General features: G+C 69.9%; 17 protein-coding genes. 13 read left to right on the forward strand and 4 right to left on the reverse strand.

The genetic code is table 11. The features are described 5' to 3' along the window. Window positions 1-231: 231 nt before the first annotated feature. Window positions 232-423: a hypothetical protein gene (locus tag JOF29_RS17630; protein WP_209695263.1), complete on the forward strand. Its 192-nt coding sequence runs from the start codon at window positions 232-234 to the stop codon at window positions 421-423. 353 nt (window positions 424-776) lie between these two features. On the opposite strand, the gene JOF29_RS17635 is transcribed toward JOF29_RS17630, so the two are convergent. Continuing rightward, window positions 777-1,586, reverse strand: a complete 810-nt coding sequence (locus JOF29_RS17635) for an ABC transporter substrate-binding protein (protein WP_209695264.1) — start codon at window positions 1,584-1,586, stop codon at window positions 777-779. 160 nt (window positions 1,587-1,746) lie between these two features. Between JOF29_RS17635 and JOF29_RS17640 the strand changes: the two genes are divergently transcribed. Further along, window positions 1,747-2,307, forward strand: coding sequence for a GNAT family N-acetyltransferase (locus tag JOF29_RS17640; protein WP_209695265.1), 561 nt, complete (start codon window positions 1,747-1,749; stop codon window positions 2,305-2,307). Here JOF29_RS17640 and JOF29_RS17645 read toward each other — a convergent pair. Both JOF29_RS17645 and ligA read right to left on the reverse strand, forming a co-directional pair. Next, the gene (locus JOF29_RS17645) at window positions 2,304-3,908 is read right to left on the reverse strand and encodes a DHA2 family efflux MFS transporter permease subunit (protein WP_209695266.1); all 1,605 of its coding nucleotides are present in this window, start codon (window positions 3,906-3,908) and stop codon (window positions 2,304-2,306) included. The two genes, JOF29_RS17640 and JOF29_RS17645, sit on opposite strands and share 4 nt — an antisense overlap. A gap of 50 nt (window positions 3,909-3,958) precedes the next feature. Continuing rightward, entirely contained in the window at window positions 3,959-5,956 is a 1,998-nt protein-coding gene (ligA, locus tag JOF29_RS17650; protein ID WP_209695267.1) for an NAD-dependent DNA ligase LigA, read from the reverse strand. A 114-nt stretch (window positions 5,957-6,070) separates the two neighbouring features. On the opposite strand from ligA, the gene JOF29_RS17655 reads away from it, so the two are divergent. The 9 genes from JOF29_RS17655 to aqpZ all read left to right on the forward strand — a co-directional run bounded on the left by JOF29_RS17655 (window position 6,071) and on the right by aqpZ (window position 13,198). Beyond that, window positions 6,071-6,616, forward strand: a complete 546-nt coding sequence (locus JOF29_RS17655; RefSeq protein ID WP_245358987.1) for a MerR family transcriptional regulator — start codon at window positions 6,071-6,073, stop codon at window positions 6,614-6,616. Further along, the gene (locus JOF29_RS17660; RefSeq protein ID WP_209695269.1) at window positions 6,573-6,725 is read left to right on the forward strand and encodes a hypothetical protein; all 153 of its coding nucleotides are present in this window, start codon (window positions 6,573-6,575) and stop codon (window positions 6,723-6,725) included. Before JOF29_RS17655 ends, JOF29_RS17660 begins: the two co-directional genes overlap by 44 nt. 66 nt (window positions 6,726-6,791) lie before the next feature. After that, the gene (locus tag JOF29_RS17665; RefSeq protein ID WP_209695270.1) at window positions 6,792-7,805 is read left to right on the forward strand and encodes a hypothetical protein; all 1,014 of its coding nucleotides are present in this window, start codon (window positions 6,792-6,794) and stop codon (window positions 7,803-7,805) included. Between the two features lie 96 nt (window positions 7,806-7,901). Then, on the forward strand, window positions 7,902-8,744 hold the full coding sequence (locus JOF29_RS17670) for a glycosyltransferase family 2 protein (protein ID WP_209695271.1): 843 nt from the start codon (window positions 7,902-7,904) through the stop codon (window positions 8,742-8,744). Window positions 8,745-8,877: 133 nt separating this feature from the next. Then, on the forward strand, window positions 8,878-9,015 hold the full coding sequence (locus JOF29_RS17675) for a hypothetical protein (protein WP_209695272.1): 138 nt from the start codon (window positions 8,878-8,880) through the stop codon (window positions 9,013-9,015). Then, window positions 9,009-9,158, forward strand: coding sequence for a hypothetical protein (locus JOF29_RS17680; RefSeq protein WP_209695273.1), 150 nt, complete (start codon window positions 9,009-9,011; stop codon window positions 9,156-9,158). Before JOF29_RS17675 ends, JOF29_RS17680 begins: the two co-directional genes overlap by 7 nt. A 71-nt stretch (window positions 9,159-9,229) precedes the next feature. After that, window positions 9,230-10,879 (forward strand): DUF4091 domain-containing protein, encoded by a 1,650-nt coding sequence (locus JOF29_RS45370; protein WP_209695274.1) that lies wholly within the window; start codon window positions 9,230-9,232, stop codon window positions 10,877-10,879. Between the two features lie 33 nt (window positions 10,880-10,912). Continuing rightward, window positions 10,913-12,373 (forward strand): LCP family protein, encoded by a 1,461-nt coding sequence (locus tag JOF29_RS17690; RefSeq protein WP_307863427.1) that lies wholly within the window; start codon window positions 10,913-10,915, stop codon window positions 12,371-12,373. A gap of 63 nt (window positions 12,374-12,436) precedes the next feature. Continuing rightward, on the forward strand, window positions 12,437-13,198 hold the full coding sequence (gene aqpZ, locus JOF29_RS17695; RefSeq protein WP_209695275.1) for an aquaporin Z: 762 nt from the start codon (window positions 12,437-12,439) through the stop codon (window positions 13,196-13,198). Window positions 13,199-13,203: 5 nt separating this feature from the next. Here aqpZ and JOF29_RS17700 read toward each other — a convergent pair whose 3' ends face one another. Beyond that, a complete protein-coding gene (locus JOF29_RS17700) occupies window positions 13,204-13,653 on the reverse strand; it encodes an Lrp/AsnC family transcriptional regulator (protein WP_209695276.1) in 450 nt (149 codons plus the stop codon). 155 nt (window positions 13,654-13,808) lie between these two features. Here JOF29_RS17700 and JOF29_RS17705 point away from each other — a divergent pair, with 155 nt between their 5' ends. Further along, on the forward strand, window positions 13,809-17,252 hold the full coding sequence (locus JOF29_RS17705; protein ID WP_209695277.1) for an indolepyruvate ferredoxin oxidoreductase family protein: 3,444 nt from the start codon (window positions 13,809-13,811) through the stop codon (window positions 17,250-17,252). Between the two features lie 112 nt (window positions 17,253-17,364). After that, window positions 17,365-18,858 (forward strand): CehA/McbA family metallohydrolase, encoded by a 1,494-nt coding sequence (locus tag JOF29_RS17710; RefSeq protein ID WP_209695278.1) that lies wholly within the window; start codon window positions 17,365-17,367, stop codon window positions 18,856-18,858. The last annotated feature ends 150 nt before the right edge of the window (window positions 18,859-19,008 follow it).

Raw genomic sequence — 19,008 nt, forward strand, 5'->3', positions numbered from 1 at the left:
GCCCGCGTGACGATCGTTCTCCGCGACCCCCTGTAGCTCACGCCGGACGGCCGGAATCCGCTGTGGGTCTCGGCCGTCACACGGTGGTCAGGTCGGTCAGGTCGTTCAGCAGCCACCGATCGCCCTGCCGCTGAACTTCGCCTGTAACCGGATCCGATTCACCGACGCCGGCTGAGAGCGAGCGGAAAGCGGGGGAAGAGCGGCGGGAGAGTGCGGAGGGTGACGCTGAGCGTGTCTTCTCCCGTGGATGGTCCTCGGGACGTAGGAGGGGAGTTACGAATACGCTTCAGCCTGCGCAAGCCGAGCAAGCCGCTGGCGGCGACCGCACCCTTCTACAGCTACGGCGTGCACAAGATCTACGACCAGTACGGCATGCACCGGGTGTTCGACAACCAGTACGGCGGCGCCGGATCCTGGATCTGAAAGGGCGCCGACGGTACCGGCTGTGCCTGGTACAACGCGCAGTACGCCTACAAGGACTACGACCTGACCCCGATCAACTCGGTGAAGTTCGTCAAGGGCTCTCAGGGGGTCGGGGCGCCCGCCGCATCGAGCTTGGACGGTTGTCGGCGGACGACGCGGTCCGCCTGCTGGCGTCGATCCTTGGCGTCAAACGCGCGAACCCCGAGGCGACCGCCGAGCTGGCCGAGGCGTGCGGCTTCCTGCCGCTGGCGCTCCGGCAGGCCGGGGCCAACTGCACGAACCAGCCTTATCCGTCCGTCCAGGACCGGGTGCTGCGGCTCCCGGCACGGATCTCGCCGTGGTCGGGGACGCGCTCAGTTGCCTGGCGTAGCCAGCGCGGTGACGGAGGCTGCGGCGGCTTCGTAGGTGAGCGGCGGTTCGGGGTTCCAGGGCAGCACCTGGCCGGTGACCTCGGACCATGCCGGGATCTCGGCCAGTTTCTCGGCGCTCAACGAGTTCGGCCGCTGGTCGTACAGCAGGAAGTCGGCGGCGTGGTCGCGGGGCAAGTCGGTCCACTTCACGACTTCCCAACCGCCCGCCGTGGTGGTCGAGGTGAACGGGACACCCGCGTCGCGGAGCAGCCGGAGCGAGGGCCAGTACGCCGGGTTCGCGACGTACGCGTCGGTCGGGGTGCCGCCGGAGAGCGCGACGACCTGCTTGTCCGTGGGCAGCTTCTCGAGTGCCGCCGCCAGCGCATCGGCGGGGTCCGCGACGTCGGCGCCCAGAGCCGTCGCGAGTTCGTGGAAGCGGTCGATGACCGACGGGAGGGTCCGGTCGCCGGCGATGCCGATCAGTACGACCGGCGCGACGTCGGCGATCACGTCGGCCGAGACGCCGTACACCTCGCCGCCGTACGTGACGCTGACGATCAGGTCCGGGCGCAGTTCCGCGATCAGGTCTGTGTCGACGGTGTCACCCGAGCCGACGTACGGCGCGTCCACACCGGCGACCGGTGCCGATCCGGTGTCGGCGTGGTGCTGTGAACCGAAGTACCCGACGACCGGTACGCCGAGTGCCGCCAACGTCTGCGCGGCCTGCGCGTAGGCCAGGATCCGGGTCGGGCGGGCGGCTGCGGTGACGTGCTGCTGCCGGTCGTCGTCGAAGGACCAACCGTCGACTGCCATGCGGTCTCCTACCTGCTCGTGAGCTCGAAATGTCCCGAGCCCATCATGACCGAGAGGCCGCGTCAGGAAACGTTGCGTGACCAGCCCGTGGAACACACGCCCGGCACCTCGGCGGTGAGGATGCCTTCCTTTGTCCGGGGCCGGCGCTAACGTCGGACGCATGAGTTACGCGGTGCGGATGCTGACCGAGGAGACCTGGCCCGCCTTCGCCGAGCTGGTGGAGGCGAACAACGGGGTCTGGGGCGGCTGCTGGTGCATGGGGTTCCACGTCAAGCTCGGCAAGGACCGGACCGCCGAGCAGAACCGGGCCGGCAAGGAGCAGCTGGTCCGCGAACGGCGGACGCACAACGCGCTGGTGTTCGACGGGGACGGGTGCCTCGGGTGGTGTCAGTTCGGTGCGCCGGAGGAGCTGCCGGAGATCAAGAGCCGGCGGCTGTACGAGAAGGAGCTGGTCGCGCTGCCCGACTGGCGCATCACCTGCTTTTTCACCGGTAAAGGGCTCCGCGGTCGCGGCGTCGCGGACGCCGCGCTGGGTGGGGCGCTCGCGGAGATCGCGCGCAACGGCGGTGGGGTCGTCGAGGGGTATCCCGAGGAGACCGACGACCGCAAGGTGTCCGGGTCGTTCCTGCACACCGGGCCGATGGCCGCGTTCGAGGACCACGGGTTCACCCGGACGCGGCGGATCTCGCCGCATCGCTGGGTGGTGACGCTGACCGTCTAGTTCTGTTGTTCGACGACTGTCTCGTCCTGGAGCGGCTTGCGTTCGCGTCTGCGGGGGAGCATCGCGGCGGGTATCAGCGTGAGCAGGACCAGCGCCCACGCCACCCAGTAGGTGTGCGCGAACGACGAGGCCGCGTCGACCAGGCCGCGGCCGACCGCGGCGGGGTCGAGGTGCAGCTGGGCGACGTTCTCCGGGCGGGTGTTGGTGAGGATCGCGGCCTGCGTCTCGCGGAGTCCGCCGTTCAGGCCGGGGATGTTCTGGGTGCCGGGGATGATCGGGGAGTTGTTCAGGTGGTTGGTGAGGATGACCGACATCGTCGCGACACCGCAGGACGACGCGATCTGCTGGGTGATGTTCAGCAGCGTCGACCCGCGGGCGACCTGCGATCCGGCCAGCGTCCGCAGCGCCGAGGTGAACAGCGGCATCATCGTGCCGCCCATCCCGAGCCCCATCACCACCAGCATCGCGATGATCACGCCGTACGGCGTGGTGGAGGTGATCTGGGTGAGCCCGAACATGCCGACCACGATCAGCGCGATCCCGAACGGGACGATCCGCCCGATCGGCAGCTTGTCGACCAGCCGGCCGGCGATCGGCATCGTGATCATCGCGCCGAGACCCTGCGGTGCGACCAGCAGGCCCGCGTGCAGCGTGGACTCGCCGCGGATCTGCTGGTAGTACGTCGGGACCAGCAGCAGGCCGCCGAAGAACGCGGCGCCGAACAGGAACATCGTCGCGATCGAGACCGTGAGGTTGCGGTCCCGGAACAGCCGGAGATCGAGCAGCGGATGCTCCGGCCGGAACGAGTGGAAGACGAACGCGACCATCAGGACGACGCCGGCCAGCATCGACACCCAGACCCGCGGTGCGCCGAAGTCGCCGTTCTTCGCCGGCAGCGAGGAGACGCCGAACAGGAACAGCGCGAGACCGGGCGACATCAGCGCGACGCCGAGGAAGTCGAACGACTCCGACCGCTGGGCGTGGTCCCGTTCCAGCGCGCGCCACGCGTAGATGAGCGCGATCACGCCGAGGGGCAGGTTGATCAGGAAGATCCAGTGCCAGCTCGCCACCTGGATCAGCCAGCCGCCGAGGATCGGGCCCAGGATCGGGCCGAGCAGCATCGGTACGCCGAGAATCGCCATCAGCCGGCCCATCCGGTGCGGACCGGCGGCGCGGGTCATGATCGTCATCCCGAGCGGCATCAGCATGCCGCCGCCGAGGCCCTGCAGAACCCGGAACCCGATCAGCATGTCGATGCTGGACGCGGTCGCACACAGCGCAGACCCGGCGGTGAACAGGAAGATCGCGGTCATGTAGAGCCGCTTGGTGCCGAACCGGTCCGCCGCCCAGCCGGTCAGCGGGATCACGGTCGCGAGCGCGAGCGTGTACGCCGTGACGGTCCACGCGACGGTCGAGTACGCCACCGGGCTCTGCGGCGTACCGAACTCGTCCTGGAACGTCGGCAGCGCGACGTTGACGACCGTGATGTCGAGGATCGACATGATCGCCCCCAGCACCACGACGCCGGCGATCTTCAGCACGGCCGCGTCGATGTTGTCGGGATACTTCGGGACGTCCGGCTGGGTCGCAGACTCGCTCACGATCGGTCCCCCCTCGGGCAGGCTTCTCCTCCCTGCCGAGAGTACGCGCCTCAGCGGGGGAGCAGATCGGCGTCCTGGAGCTGCTGCCAGATCTCGGACTGGTCGACGACGGCGACGCCGAGCTTCTCCGCCTTGGTGAGTTTGGATGCGCCGACGTCCGCGCCGGTGATCAGCAGGTCGGTGCTCGCCGACACCGACGAAGCGATGGTGGCGCCGGCCTTCTCACACAGTCGCTGGAACGCCGGGCGGGCGACCTTCTCGCCGGACCGCGGGTCGCTGATCGCGCCGGTGACCACGACCGTCTTCCCGGCCAGCGGTGCACCGGCGGCGACCACGGGCGGCAGGTCCTCCTCGCGGACGTCGAGGGACACGCCGGCGGAACGGAGCCGTTCGAGCTCCGGGCGTAGCCGGGTCAGGTGCTCGATCAGTGAGGCGGCGACCTTCGGGCCGATGTCCTCGACCGCGACCAGCCCGTCCACACCCGCGTCCGCGACCTCCTCCAGCGAGCCGAACCCGGCGCGGCACAGGCGGGCCGCCGTACCCTCCGAGGCCATCGGGATCGCGAGGCCGATCAGCGCGCGGCGCAGGCCGACCTGGCGGCTGCCGTCGATCGACTCGATCATCCGGGCCGCCGACACCTCGCCGATCCGGTCGAACTCGAGCAGCCGCTCGGCGGTCAGCCGGTAGAAGTCCGACGGGTGCTCGAGGATGCCGGCGTCCGAGAGCCGCTCGATCCAGACCCCGCCGATCGCATCGATGTCCGCGGCCGCGCGGGACGCCCAGTGGATCAGCCGCCGCACGGTCTGGGCCGGGCACGAGACGTTGGTGCAGAACAGCTCGCGGCTGTTGCCCTGCTCGATCAGCGGCTGCTCGCAGGACGGGCAGACGGCCGGCGGCTCGATGTCGCGCTCGGCGCCGGTGCGCTTCGAGGCGTCGAGTACGCCGGCCACGAACGGGATCACGTCACCGGCCCGGCGGACCAGGACCGTGTCGCCGATCTTGATGTCGCGGGCGCGGATGACCTCCTGGTTGGCGAGCGTCGCGCGGGTGACCGTCGTACCGCCGACGAAGACCGGCTCGAGCCAGGCGACCGGCGCGACCTTGCCGATCTTGCCGACGTCCCAGACCACGTCCAGCAGGAGCGTGGTCTTCTCCTCGGCAGCGAACTTGTACGCCAGCGCGCCGCGGGGCGAGCTGGACCGGGTGCCGGCGGCGGCGAACGCGTCCCGGTCGGCGAGCCGTAGTACGGCGCCGTCGAGGTCGTAGTCCAGGTCGTTGCGTTGCTGCTCGATCGCGGTGATCGCCTGCTGGGCCGCGTCCGCGTCCGCGCAGTGCCGCATGCCGGCGACGGTGAAGCCCATCGTCTGCAAGGCCCGCTCGAGGTCGGCGTCGGTGTTCTCCCGCTCGGTCAGCAGGTCGAACGCGAGGAACTGCAGGCGCCGCTCGGCGACCGTGGCCGGGTCCTTCGCCCGGAGCGTGCCGGCCGCCGCGTTCCGGGGGTTGATCAGCGGCTTGTCCGGATGGGCGGCGTTGTACGCGGCGAACGTCGAGCGCAGCATGACCGCTTCGCCGCGGACCTCGATCCGGTCCGGTACGTCGAGGCGGTCCGGGACACCGTCCGCGAGCGCTCGCACCAACGGAGTGACGTCGTCACCGGTGGTCCCGTCGCCGCGGGTCACCGCGCGGGCGAGCTGACCGTGCTCGTACACGAGCGCGAGCGAGAGCCCGTCCAGCTTCGGCATCACGACCACCGACTGCCCCGGGAACCGCGCGAAGAACGCCTCCACCTGCTCCGGCCGGGTCGCCTTCTCCAACGACAACATCGGCCGCGAATGCCGCACCGGCGCATGCAGCACCGTCGGCGCGCCGACCTGCTCCAGCGGATTCGGATCCGGCGTCAGCTCCGGGTGGCTCGCGATCAGCCCCCGCAGCTCGTCCTCCACCGCGTCGTACTCCGCGTCAGCAACCACCGGCGCACCGCGGTAGTACGCATCCCGCAACCCGGCAACCCGCGCCGCCAACTCCTGAATCCGCTCCCCAACATCCACGCCGAGGACCCTACCGGCCCCAGCCGACAACCCAATCCCGTCACGGCCGACCGCAGCACTTCGACCGCATTCGTTGCAGTTGACACGGTGTCAGGTGGCAGAGTCCGGGGCGTGATGATGGAGATCGGAGAGTTCGCCCGCCTGGGCGGCGTGTCCGCGCGGATGCTCCGGCACTACGACCGGATCGGCCTGCTCACCCCGGCCCGCGCCGAGCCGAACGGCAGGCGCTGGTACGACGAGAAGCAGCTCGCGCGGCTGCATCGGCTGGTCGTGCTCAAGGGGCTGGGCTTCGGGCTCGACGAGGTCGGCGTACTGCTGGCCGAGGGCATCGGTGCGGAGGAGCTGCGCGGGATGTTGCGGCTCCGGGAGGCCGAGCTCGAGCGCCGGGTGCGGCACGACCGGCACGCGCTGGACCGGGTGACGGCGAGGCTCCGGCTGATCGACGAGGAGACCCGGATGAAGGTACAGCTCAAGCACCTCGACGCGGTGACCGTTGCCGCGCTGTCCACCACCGTTCCGCGTGACAGCGTGGACCTGGAATCGCTGTTCGGTGCCGGGCCTGGAGACCCGTCGGCTTCCCGCGAAGACCGTTGCCTCGACGATCCATCAGGGGCCGATGTCCGAGCTGCCGTACGCCGTCCTGCGCGACTGGGCCGGTGAGCGGGACCTGGCCTGCTGGCGGCACCAGTACCTGGAAGCCGACGGCGACGACCAGGCCCACTGGATCGTGGAGCTCCAGCTCGAGCTCGCCGACGACCACGCCGTCTGACCCGCTGCGCCGCGCGGATCTGCCGTAACGTCGTGGATGGACAATCCATCACGAGGGAAGCCGCCCATGCTGAAAGTTCTTCGTGTTGTTGTGGTGACGTGTGTCCTGCTGGCCGGGGTGACCGGCCCGGCGGTCGCGTCGACGAACGCTGCGTCGGATCCGGCGCGTGCGGCGTTGCGGGGGATCGTGGAGAACGTGGCCGGGGCCACCGGCAAGCGGTACGCCGTGAAGGACGACGCCGGTCATGTGATGGACACGGTGAAGATCATCCAGGACTCCACCGGCGGGTACCTGGCGGTCTCCCACCATCTTGCCGCCGACGGGCACTTCCGGGTGAACCTGGCAACCTCCACCGACCTGCTCAACTGGCACTGGGTGCGCGAGCTCGCCGGCAGCAACACCGGGCCCGCCTCGCAGCCGACCATCATCCAGGCGTCGAACGGTGGATTCGTCCTCGCGTGGGAGCAGGAGCAACCCGGCGGCGGCAACAACCACCTCGCCTTCCGGTACTTCGCCAGCCGCGCGGACCTCCTCGCCGGGAACGTCGGCCGCTCGTACGACGCACCCCGCCGGCTCTCGTCCTGCGCGGAAGGTACGCCGAACATCTACAGCGTCACGCTGTCGCCGGACATCGACCACTCGACGATCGACATCGGCGGCCACTACTGGTGGAACTGCGACCGCGACCGCCAGCAGCGTGGCACGCTGACCAACTTCAGCTCCTGGTCCACCAGCGCGCAGCCGAACTTCGACAACGCGCTGCTCTACTGGGGTGTCGGCGGCAACATCGGCGACCGCGACAACACGACGTACGGCGGGTACCGGTTCGGGCTGATCGAGGGGCAGTACACGAAGGGCGACTTCGGATCCTGGCGGACGTTCGTGTACGACTACCAGACCGGCAACGCCGACCGGACCGCGATCACGACCGACGGCGGCAGTACGGCGTTCGCGAATCCGGCCATCACCAACCTGAAGGCACCGGACGGCCGGCCCGCGATTGTCGTTACGCTGTTCATCCCGGGGGAGGGCGCGGCGCCGGGGGAGTCGGGCGAGCTCATTTATTACAAGACATACTGATTCAGGACACGCCGACGGTTCTCAGGGTTCTCTCAGTGATCGCTCGCAAGGATGACACTCGTCCTGCTCAGCGCGCGCACAGGAGAGGCAGGCAGCATGGGTGGGCCGAGGCCGAGGTTCAGCGTGGTGATCCCCGCGTTCAACGAGGAGCGGTTGATCGCGGAGTGCCTGCGATCACTTGCCCGGCAGGACTTCGCCGGCGGGTACGAGGTCATTGTCGTCGACAACAACTGCACCGACCGGACCGCGGAGATCGCCCGGAGCTGCGGCGCGATCGTCGTCCCTGAGGAGACGCCCGGAGTGTGCGCGGCGCGGCATCGCGGGACCCTGTCGGCGAACGGCGAGATCGTGGTGTCGACCGATGCCGACACGGTGTTCGGGACCGGTTGGCTCGCGGGGATCGACCGGACGTTCCGGCAATGCGCTGGGCGGGTCGCCGTCGCCGGTCCCTGCCGGTACCCCGAGGGGCCGTGGTGGGGCAAGGTGTACGCGCGGATCCTGTTCGAGGCGGTGTATCTGACGTACCGGGTCACCGGGCGGGTCGGGTACGTCACCGCGACGAACATCGCGTTCCGCAAGGACGCCTGGTCCGGGTACGACCTGACCGGCACGCAGGGCGCCGACGAGCTGGGGCTGCTCCGGCAGCTGCGTTCACGCGGCAAGGTCGCGTTCGACCGCGGCAACCCGACCCTGACGTCCGCGCGCCGGCTCGCGCAGGGCCTGACGTACAACGTGATCGTGTCGTTCCTGTACTACTACGCCCTCGCCGTCACGCTGAACCGGCTGGCGGGGCGGACCGTGATCGGCACCGCACCGTGCTTCCGGACCGACCGGCGCTGGCCGGCGTCGCGGCGGTACCGGACGCGGGTGCTCGCGATCGGCTGGCTGGTCGCGGCCGCGGCGGCGACGGTACTGACGGACCGGTTGATGGACGGCTGATCCGTCGGGCAACGAAAACCCTTGCGGGGGTGGCGGCCGGCATCGGTACGGCGTACTGGCTGACGATGTCGCCGTACTCGCAGCTGTTCGGGTCGTTCCCGTACCGCGGGCGGCGCGACGGTCGGACGGTCGCGTGACGTTCGATGACGGGCCGAACGAGCCGTACTGCGGTACGCGGACCGCGCGGCTGGGGTCCGCGGGGCACGTGATCGGGCTGCACGGGTATACGCCCGGCTGGCCGTCCGCGTCACCCGCCCCGGCTCGATGCTGATCTTCCACGACGGCCGCGACGGCAAGGGCGGCCCGAGAGCCGCCACCGTCGACTCGGTCAAACTCGTCGTCAACGCCCTCCGCACCAAGGGCTACACCTTCACCACGGTCGACAACCTCCTCGGCATCCCGTCGTACCACTGAACCCCGTTGTGCATTACTGCGTGAAGCGGCAGGATTGGTGCCACAATCACGCAGGAGGAGGGTGGTCCGCAGTGGCTGCGAAGTGGGAGTTCGTGCTCTGTGATGCGCTCGTCAAGGTGCACCCGGTGCGGGAGCCGCGGGCGGTGGCGACGGGGACGCGGTTTCAGGCGTTCCTCGGGGAGGCGGCGTCGTTCCAGCTCGCGTACCGGCCGCCGATGGTGCCGGAGTTCCGGGATCCGAGTCCGCTGCAGGTGCGGGTCGAGGGTCCGGCCGCGGACCTGGTGACGGTGTCGAGTGTGGACCTGGTGCCGTGCTCGTTCCTCGCGCTGCCGGGGCACGACGACGGCTACGAGTTCGACGAGCCGGGGCTGTACCCGGACCTCCTGCGCCCAGTCCCGAACGGCGAGGCCCCGACGAGGTTCGGCAGCTGGGCCGCGCTCTGGTTCGACGTCCGTACGACGGATCCCGCGCGGGCCGGCGTCCACGAGTTCGAGATCGTGATGCTCGCGCCGGACGGTGCGGAGCTGCATCGGGTGCCGGTCTCCGTCGAGCTCACCGGGATCGAGCTGCCGCCGCTGGACATCGTGTCGAGCCACTGGATGCACCTCGACGCGCTCGCGGATCACTACGGCGTCGAGGTGTTCGGCGAGGAGCACTGGGCGATCGTCGAGCGCTTCATGGCGTCCGCCGTGGAGATGGGTGCGACCTCCCTGCTCGCACCGGTCTGGACGCCGCCGCTCGACACCGCGGTCGGTTCGTACCGGACCGTCGTACAGCTGATCGACATCACGACGGCGGCCGACGGGTACGTGTTCGGCTTCGACCGGTTGCGGCGCTGGCTCGACGTGTGCCGGCGTACCGGGATCACCGGCGTCGAGGTCGCGCACCTGTTCACCCAGTGGGGCGCGAGGGCCACGCCCGGCATCGTGGTGAACGAGAAACGGGCCTTCGGCTGGGACGTCCCGGCGACCGACGCGCGGTACAGGGACCTGATGCAGGCGCTGCTCCCCGCGCTGCAGGCGGTGCTCGACGAGGAGTGGGACCGGGAGTACGTCGTCTTCCACATCTCCGACGAGCCGTCGGGGGAGGACGGCCTGGCGAGCTACCTCGACGCGAAGGCCGTCGTCGCGGATCTGCTGAAGGGCTGGACGGTCGTCGACGCGCTCAGCGAGCACTCGTTCTACACTTCGGGCGCCGTCGCATTGCCCGTCGTCGCGACCGACCACGTCGAGCCGTTCCTCGCCGAGCGGCCGGAACAGCTGTGGGTCTACTACTGCGTCAGCCAGGACCGCGACGTCGCGAACCGCTTCATCGGGATGCCGTCGGCCCGCAACCGGGCGATCGGCCACCAGTTGTTCGCCTCCGGCGTGGACGGCTTCCTGCACTGGGGTTTCAACTTCTGGTACACCTGGCACTCGATCCGCCGCATCGACCCGTTCGCGGACACCTCCGCCGGCGGCGCGTTCCCGTCCGGCGACCCGTTCGCCGTCTACCCGGGTCCGGACGGTACGCCGTGGCCGTCGATCCGGCACCGCGTCTTCGCCCAGGCCATGTGGGACCACCGGGCCCTGCAGGCCATCCGCACGACCCACGGCAACGCCGCCGCCGTGGAGATCGTCGACCCCGATCACACGCTGCGTTTCGACCGCCCCGTCCTGGATCCGCTGCACTACTACGAGGCACGCCGGCGGATGGTGGAGGCGCTGACAGCTGGGCGGTGACAACCTCCGCGGGTACGGCGGAGTCCTTCAGTCGTGAGGGACTTCGCTGACCGGCGTCGTACGCGTCCCATCGCGGTCGTGCTCGCACTGACGGTGATCGGGGCGATCCTGCCCGGCGTCGGACTGATGGTCGGCGGGCGGCGCAAGCTCGGTGCGTTCGTGCTGGCGGTGAGCCTCGCGCTGATCGGGGCCGGTGTGTACGTCGGGATCGCCCGGCCGACCGCGGCGGTGGCGCTGGTCGTGTCACCGCGCAAGCTGGTGATCGTCGCGGCCGGGCTGGTACTCGTCGGACTCGGATGGGTCTGGGTCGTGGTGGCTTCCCATGAGCTGGTCCGGCCGCTCACCATGAAGCGGGTGCCGCGGCTGGCCGGGGCGTTACTGGTCGGCGTGCTGTGTTTCGCGATCGCCCTGCCGACGACCGCGGGGGTGACGGCCGTACTGTCGCAGCGGGACCTGATCGGCAGCGTGTTCCTGCCCGGCCTGGACTCCCGGAGCGCGACGCGGCCGACGGTGAACGTGCGTGATCCGTGGGCGAACCGCCCGGAGCTCGACATCCTGCTGCTCGGCGGTGACGGCGGCGCGAACCGAACCGGCATCCGCACCGACAGCGTGGTCGTCGCGAGCATCGACACGCGCACCGGGGCGACGCACCTGATCTCGCTCAGCCGGAACTGGATGCGGATGCCGTTCCCGGTGAACTCCCCGCTGCACAAGGTGTATCCGGACGGGTTCTGGGATCCGACGCTCGGGGACGTCGAGCAGCCGGAGTACTACCTGGACGCGATGTACGACAACGTACCGAAGGCACATCCGGGGATCCTCGGGCCGACCGACAACGAGGGCGCCGACGTACTCAAGGAGTCCGTCGGCGCCGCGGTCGGGCTGCCGATCGACTACTACGTACAGCTCAGCGTCGTCGGGTTCGAGAAGATGATCGACGCGCTCGGCGGCGTGACGGTGAACATCAACTACCCGGTGCCGATCGGCGGCGACTACGGCATCGGTCCCGGTACCCGCGGTCCGCGGAAGCCGTCCGGGTACCTCGAGCCTGGGCCGAACCAGAAGCTCGACGGGTACCACGCGATGTGGTTCGCCCGCGGCCGGTACGGGCTGGACGACCCGTCGCGGCAGGCGCGGCAGCGGTGCACGATCCAGGCCCTGGTGCACAGCGCGAACCCGGCGACGGTGGTCACGAGGTACCAGCGGATCGCTGCCGCCGGCAAGCAGTTGCTCCGCACCGACCTCCCGCAGGAAGTGCTGCCCGCGCTGGTAAAGCTGGCCGTGAAGATGAAGCACGCCGCGATCACGAACGTCGACCTGGACGCCGCCAGGAACTTCCCGACCGGCCGCGATCCGAACTACCCGGCGATCCGGGCACTCGTACAGCAGGCACTGCATCCGGTCAGCCACCCGGGCAGCCACTCGGCGAGCACCCGGCCCGCCTCTCCGTCCACGCCGAGCCTCGCCCAGCTCTGCGCCTACCATCCGAACTGATTTCACGGATTGTCACGCCTTCGTGTCGTACTGTAACAGTACTGTTCACTGAAGGAGGCTGTCGTGGAATCACCCAGTCCTGCTGCTCGAATCGGTGCGGAGTTTCTCGGGACGTTCTGGCTGGTGTTCGCCGGGTGCGGTGCGGCCGTGCTGGCCGGCGTCGTGCTCACCCCGGACAAGGTGCCGGTCGGCATCGGCTATCTCGGTGTCGCGCTGGCGTTCGGCCTGACGGTGCTGACGATGGCGTTCGCCGTCGGTCACGTCTCCGGCGGGCATTTCAATCCCGCGGTCACGATCGGCCTGGCGGTCGCCAAGCGGATCGAGTGGAAGTGGGTCCCGACGTACATCGTCACCCAGGTCGTCGCCGGTACCGTGGCCGGCGCCATCCTGCTGGTCATTGCCAACGGCAAGCAAGGCTTCAGCGCCGTCGACAGCGGCTTCGCCAGCAACGGGTACGGCGACCGGTCGCCCGGCGGGTACTCCCTGCTGGCCTGTGCGGTGGTCGAGATCGTGCTGACCGCCTTCTTCCTGTACGTCATCCTCGGCGCGACCGACGACCGGGCGCCGAAGGGGTTCGCCCCGATCGCGATCGGGCTCAGCCTGACGCTGATCCACCTGGTCGGCATCCCGGTCACCAACACGTCGGTCAACCCGGCCCGCTCGCTCGGCGTGGCCTGGTTCGCCGGTGGCGCGGCGCTCGGGCAGGTCTGGTTGTTCATCGTCGCCCCGATCGTCGGGGCCGCGATCGCGGGCGTGAGCTACGCCGCGATCACCGGCGCCCGCGTCGGGGAAGAGGTCGACCTGGGGGTTGCGAACAACCCGTAAACGCGTCAGCCGAGCCTGGTCCACTGTTCTAGGACCACGAGCGTCTTCGTTCCGGCGATCCCGTCGCCGGAGCGGAGCTTGCTCACCACCCGGCGCAGGTCGTCGACGCCCTCGACCCGGATCCGTACCAACGCGTCCGGGTCACCGGCCAGCGTCAGCACTTCCTCGACCTCGGGGATCTGCGCGACGAACTCCATGATCTGCGCGAGGTCGAGGTCGTCGGCGAAGTGCAGCTCGGTCATCGCCTCGATGCCGGTGGCGATCCGGCCGTGGTTGATCTTCACCGTGTAGCGCTCGATCACGCCGAGCTTCTCCAGCCGCGCGATCCGGCGCTGCACGGGCGCCACGGTGAGCCCGACCGCGGCTGCGATCTCGCGCAGCGGCCGGCGGGCGTTGTCCCGGAGCAGGTCGAGGATCACGCGGTCGGTACGGTCGAGGGTCGCCTGGTCGGTCACGCAACAAAATGTACGCCGGACAGTGGGTATGTTGCGCCCGCGGGCGGTGGACCGGCGTACCGGTTGCGAATTGTCGCCAAACTGGACGACCAGTGTTGTGACCCCGCCCACCAGGCCTCACGCTCGGGGCAACCGTCGCCGACCCTGGGAGAACCATGACCGAGTTGCTCGATCGCCCGGTCGGCACGCCGGCGCCGTACGACCTCGGCGACCGTTTCCGTACGGCGGGGCCGCCGACCTTGCTGACCGGCGTCCAGGCGATCGCCCGGCTGCTCGTCGAGCACCGCGCGCTCGACCGGCGCCGCGGGCTGCGGACCGCGTCGTTCGTCTCCGGTTACCAGGGCAGTCCGCTCGGCGGCCTGGACAAGCTGCTCGGCGGTATGCCGGACGTCCTCGACGCGAACGACATCCGGTTCGTCCCCGGCCTGAACGAAGAGCTCGCCGCCACGTCGGTGTGGGGGAGCCAGATCGAGCTGCCGCTCGGCACCGCGACCCACGACGGCGTCACCGGTTTCTGGTACGGCAAGGGCCCCGGCGTCGACCGCGCCACCGACGCGCTGCGGCACGCCAACCTGTACGGCGTGAACCCGCGCGGCGGGGCCGTCCTCCTCGTCGGCGACGACCCGGCGTCGAAGTCCTCGACCGTACCGGCCGTCAGCGAGCGCTCCCTGGCCGCGCTCGGTATCCCGGTGCTCTTCCCGCGGAACGCCGCGGAGATCGTGACGCTCGGGCTGCACGCGATCGAGCTGTCCCGGACGACCGGCTGCGTGGTCGCGCTCAAGATCGTCGCGGACGTCGCCGACGGCGCCTGGGTGGTCGACGCGGCCGCAGCCGACGTATGCCCGGTCGCGCCCGCGATCGAGTGGGACGGCAGACCGTACAGCTACCAGCAGCGCCCGATGATCATCCGCCCGGACGCGATCGTCCGCGCCGAGGCCGACCTGGTCGGCCCGCGGACCGAGCTCGTCCGGGCGTACGCCGTGGCGAACGGACTGGACGTCCTGGACGTGGACCCGGCCGCCGCGCGGGTCGGGTTCGTTGCCTCGGGCAGCTGTTACGACTCGATGCGGCAGGCAATGACCGACCTGGGCGTCACCGACGAAGCGCTCGCCCAGGCAGGGATTCGGGTACTGCGTCTCGGCCTGATGAGTCCCGTTGCCGCAGGCACCATTCGCTCGTTCGCCGAGGGCCTGGACCGGATCGTGGTGGTCGAGGACAAGACCGCGTTCGTCGAGACCCAGGTCCGCGAGATCCTCTACGGTACGCCGGACGCGCCGCAGATCCTCGGCAAGCGCGACGTGTCCGGCCGGATGCTGATCCCCGCCGACGGCGAGCTCACCTCGGGCCGCCTGCTCGGCCCGCTCCGGCAGGTGCTGCAGGACCTGGTCGCGATCACTCCGCCCGCCCCGCAGCGGACGCAGCTCCCGCTGCTGTCGACCAGCCGGTCGGCGTACTTCTGCAGCGGCTGCCCGCACAACCGCTCGACGGCGCTGCCGGAGGGCTCGATGGGCGGCGGCGGGATCGGTTGCCACGCCATGGTGACGATCTCCGACCGCGAGGACAGCGCGGTCACCGGCGTCACGCAGATGGGTGGCGAGGGCGCGCAGTGGATCGGGCAGGCCTGGTTCACCGACGCCGGGCACATCTTCCAGAACGTCGGCGACGGTACGTTCTTCCACTCCGGGCAGCTCGCCGTACAGGCATGTATCGCCGCCGGCGTGAACATCACCTACAAGCTGCTCTACAACGAGGTCGTCGCGATGACCGGCGCCCAGGACGCCGAAGGCGCGCTCACCGTGCCGCAGCTGACGCACAAGCTGCGAGCCGAGGGCGTGCAGAAGATCATCGTCTGCGCCGAGGACCCGAACCGGCACCGCCGCCGCGATCTCGCGCCCGGGACGCTGCTGTGGGACCGCGACCGCCTCGACCAGGCACAGCGCATGCTCCGGGACACCTCCGGTGTCACCGTGCTGATCTACGACCAGCACTGCGCCGCGGACGCGCGCCGGCAGCGCAAGCGCGGCAACCTGCCCGCCCGTACCCAGCGCGTCGTGATCAACGAGGCTGTCTGCGAGGGGTGCGGCGACTGCGGTGTGAAGAGCAACTGCCTGTCGGTGCAGCCGGTCGAGACGGAGTACGGGCGGAAGACCCGCATCGACCAGACCTCCTGCAACACCGACTACAGCTGCCTCGACGGGGACTGCCCGTCGTTCGTGACCGTGGAGACTGCGTCGACCCGCAAACGTACGTCGTTCCCGGAGCCGCCGCAGGTCGTCCCGAGCAACGCCGAAGAGCGGGTGACCGGTACGCAGAACGTCTTCATGGTCGGTATCGGCGGCACCGGCATCGTCACGGTCAATCAGGTACTGGCGACGGCCGCGCTGCGGGCCGGGTACTCCGTCGAATCTCTCGACCAGACAGGCCTGAGCCAGAAGGCGGGACCGGTCACCGGCCACCTGCGGTTCGCCGACGGCGAGCTGGAGCCCGCCAACCGGCTCACGCCCGGCTCCGCGGACTGCTTCCTCGGCTTCGACCTGCTCACCCTCGCCGAGGACCGGAACCTTGCCTATGGCAACAGTGCGCTGACCCGGACCGTCGTCTCGACCAGCCGGACCGCGACCGGCGCGATGGTGTACGACCCGGACGTCCGGCATCCCGACGAGGCCGGCCTGCTGGATCGGGTCCGCACCGCCACCGCCGAGCTGTTCGACTTCGACGCGCTCGAGGCCGCCGAGCGGATCTTCGGCAACACCCTCGCGGCGAACTTCCTGCTCGTCGGCGCGGCGTACCAGACCGGTGCCCTGCGGCTGCCGGCGGCCGCAATCGAGGAGGCCATCGAGATCAACGGGACTGCGGTCGCAGCGAACATCGCCGCCTTCCGCTGGGGCCGGACGGCGGTCACCGCCCCCGCCGCGTTCCGTGCACCGGAAGCTCCGACCTCGGTCCGTGAGGTTCCCGCCTCGGTCGCCTCCTCCGGTCTCGAAGGCGAGGTACTGCGGCTGGTCGCCCAGCGCGCCACCGACCTGGTCGCCTACCAGAATGTCAAGCTTGCGGATGCGTACGTCGACGTGGTCGCAGGGGTCGCAGCCGCCGAGCAGGCCGTGACCACGGAGACCAGGTTCAGCGAAGCCGTCGCGCGGAACCTCTTCAAGCTGATGGCGTACAAGGACGAGTACGAGGTCGCTCGGCTCCTCACCGACCCCGGGTTCCTCGCGACGACGGATGGTCCGGTCTCCTTCAAGCTGCACCCGCCGATCCTGCGGGCGTTGGGCCGCAAGAAGAAGCTCTCCTTCGGCCCCCGGACCCACGGTGCTCTGCGCGCCCTGGCCCACCTGAAGCCTTTCCGCGGCACCCGCGCCGACGTGTTCGGGTACGCCCACGTCCGCAAACTCGAGCGCGCCCTGCGGGATCACTACCGCGCGCTGGTCATCGACCTGGCCGGCACGCTCGACACCACGTCGTACGACCGCGCTGTCCAGTTGGCCGAGCTCCCCGACCTGATCCGCGGTTACGAGACCGTGAAGCTCCGCAACATCGAGCGCTACACCGCTGCTCTGCAGGACCTCGGCGCTGAAGTGGGGCCCGCTCTTCGTCCCTGATGAGAGCCCGTTCGGTCAGAGGTCATGTCTACGTTGCCTGCAGGACGCCGGAAGGTGTTTGGTTTCCCACATGACTGACGCCGCAATTACCGCCATCACCAGGAGGGGTCTGTTGACCGCAGCCGGTGCGGGGACGATCGTCGCCTTGGCGCCGATCAGCTTCGCCGCTGCCGCGACCGGCTCGAAGACCCAGGTGGTGGAGGGACATATCGCACCAGGGCCGACGGACTTCGTGTACCTGCCGGTCAACGTCCCGCGAGGTGTGCAACAGATCTCGGTGAGCTACAGCTACTCCAAGCCTGCGGTCCCGTCCGGTACGCCGGGGAACTCGTGCGACATCGGGATCTTCGACGCGCGGGGCTTCGACTTCAACGGGTCCGGGTTCCGCGGCTGGTCCGGTGGTTTCCGTACTGCTTTCAGCATCAGTCGTACCGAGGCGACCCCGGGGTACCTGCCCGGTGACGTGATGCCGGGGACCTGGCACGTCGTGCTCGGCCCGTACCAGGTGGCGCCGCAGGGCCTCGACTACCACGTCGAGGTCACGCTCACGTACGGCGACCCGGGCGCGGCGTACGTACCGGCGTACCCGCCGACCCGGGCGAAGGGCCGCGGCCGGGACTGGTACCGCGGCGACTGCCACCTGCACACCGTGTACTCCGACGGACGCAACCAGCCCGCGGACGTGGCCGCCGGTGCGCGGGCGGCCGGGCTGGACTTCATCGTGTCGACCGACCACAACACCAGCGCCTCGCACGGCGCGTGGGGTCCGCTCGCCGGCGACGACCTGCTGATCGTGACGGGCGAGGAGGTCACCACCCGCAACGGGCATTGGCTGGCCCTCGGTACAAAGCCGGGCCAGTGGCTGGACTGGCGGTTCCGGTCGCGCGACGGCGTGTTCGACCGCATCCAGCAGCAGGTCCACAAGGCCGGCGGGCTGTGCGTGTCGGCGCACCTGTACTGCCCGTGGATCGCGAGCGAGTGGAAGTTCGGGTTCGAAGGACTCGACGCCACCGAGGTGTGGACCGGCCCCTGGGGCTGGGACGACGACGCCGCGGTCTCGACCTGGGCGAACCTGCTGGCCGCCGCGGTCCGGGAGAAGAAGCCGTGGCTGCCCGCGATGGGCAACAGCGACGCGCACAACCCCGGCAACGTCATCGGCCTGCCGCACAACGTGGTGCTCGCCGACGACCTGTCCAAGGACGCGGTCCTCGCCGGTCTGCGGGCCGGGCGGTCGTGGATCGCCGAGTCCTCGAAGGTCTCGCTCGACTTCACCGCGACCTCGGCGTACGGCCGGAAGGCGGGGATCGGTGAGCGGCTGGCGGCCCAGCCCACGGAGCAGATCACCGTCAGCGCGAAGGTCAGCGGCGTACCGAACGGCACTGTGCGGATCCTCACCGACGAGGGGCAGATGCTGCAGAGCAGCCTCGACGGCACGGGCGCCGGCACCGTCACCTGGCTGACCACGCCCCTCAGCGCCGCGTTCGTCCGCGCCGAGATCCGGCACCCGCTCGCCGACGGCACGCCCGGCCACACCTCGATGGACCCGGCTCTGACGTTCGGCCCGATGGCCGCACTCACCAACCCGATCTTCCTCGGACGCCGCTAGTACTACAGCCGGACTTCGTGATGTCGCCCCGGTCCGGACGTGCAGCACTCAGCAACCGGTGGCCGCCGTCCAGGATCAACCGCCGGCATCGGCGCCCGCCGCCAGTGCAGCGGGGTTGGTGAGTGCGGGAGATCCGCCGGGGACCGTGTC

The sequence above is a fragment of the Kribbella aluminosa genome (assembly GCF_017876295.1).
GTDB lineage: Bacteria > Actinomycetota > Actinomycetes > Propionibacteriales > Kribbellaceae > Kribbella > Kribbella aluminosa.

What these genes read in the sequence shown, in the direction of transcription:
- JOF29_RS17635 (WP_209695264.1), bottom strand. Translation starts at nt 1,586, where the DNA reads ATGGCAGTCGACGGTTGGTCCTTCGACGACGACCGGCAGCAGCACGTC.
- JOF29_RS17640 (WP_209695265.1), top strand. Translation starts at nt 1,747, where the DNA reads ATGAGTTACGCGGTGCGGATGCTGACCGAGGAGACCTGGCCCGCCTTC.
- JOF29_RS17655 (WP_245358987.1), top strand. Translation starts at nt 6,071, where the DNA reads ATGATGGAGATCGGAGAGTTCGCCCGCCTGGGCGGCGTGTCCGCGCGG.
- JOF29_RS17660 (WP_209695269.1), top strand. Translation starts at nt 6,573, where the DNA reads ATGTCCGAGCTGCCGTACGCCGTCCTGCGCGACTGGGCCGGTGAGCGG.
- JOF29_RS17665 (WP_209695270.1), top strand. Translation starts at nt 6,792, where the DNA reads ATGCTGAAAGTTCTTCGTGTTGTTGTGGTGACGTGTGTCCTGCTGGCC.
- JOF29_RS17670 (WP_209695271.1), top strand. Translation starts at nt 7,902, where the DNA reads ATGGGTGGGCCGAGGCCGAGGTTCAGCGTGGTGATCCCCGCGTTCAAC.
- JOF29_RS17680 (WP_209695273.1), top strand. Translation starts at nt 9,009, where the DNA reads ATGCTGATCTTCCACGACGGCCGCGACGGCAAGGGCGGCCCGAGAGCC.
- JOF29_RS17705 (WP_209695277.1), top strand. Translation starts at nt 13,809, where the DNA reads ATGACCGAGTTGCTCGATCGCCCGGTCGGCACGCCGGCGCCGTACGAC.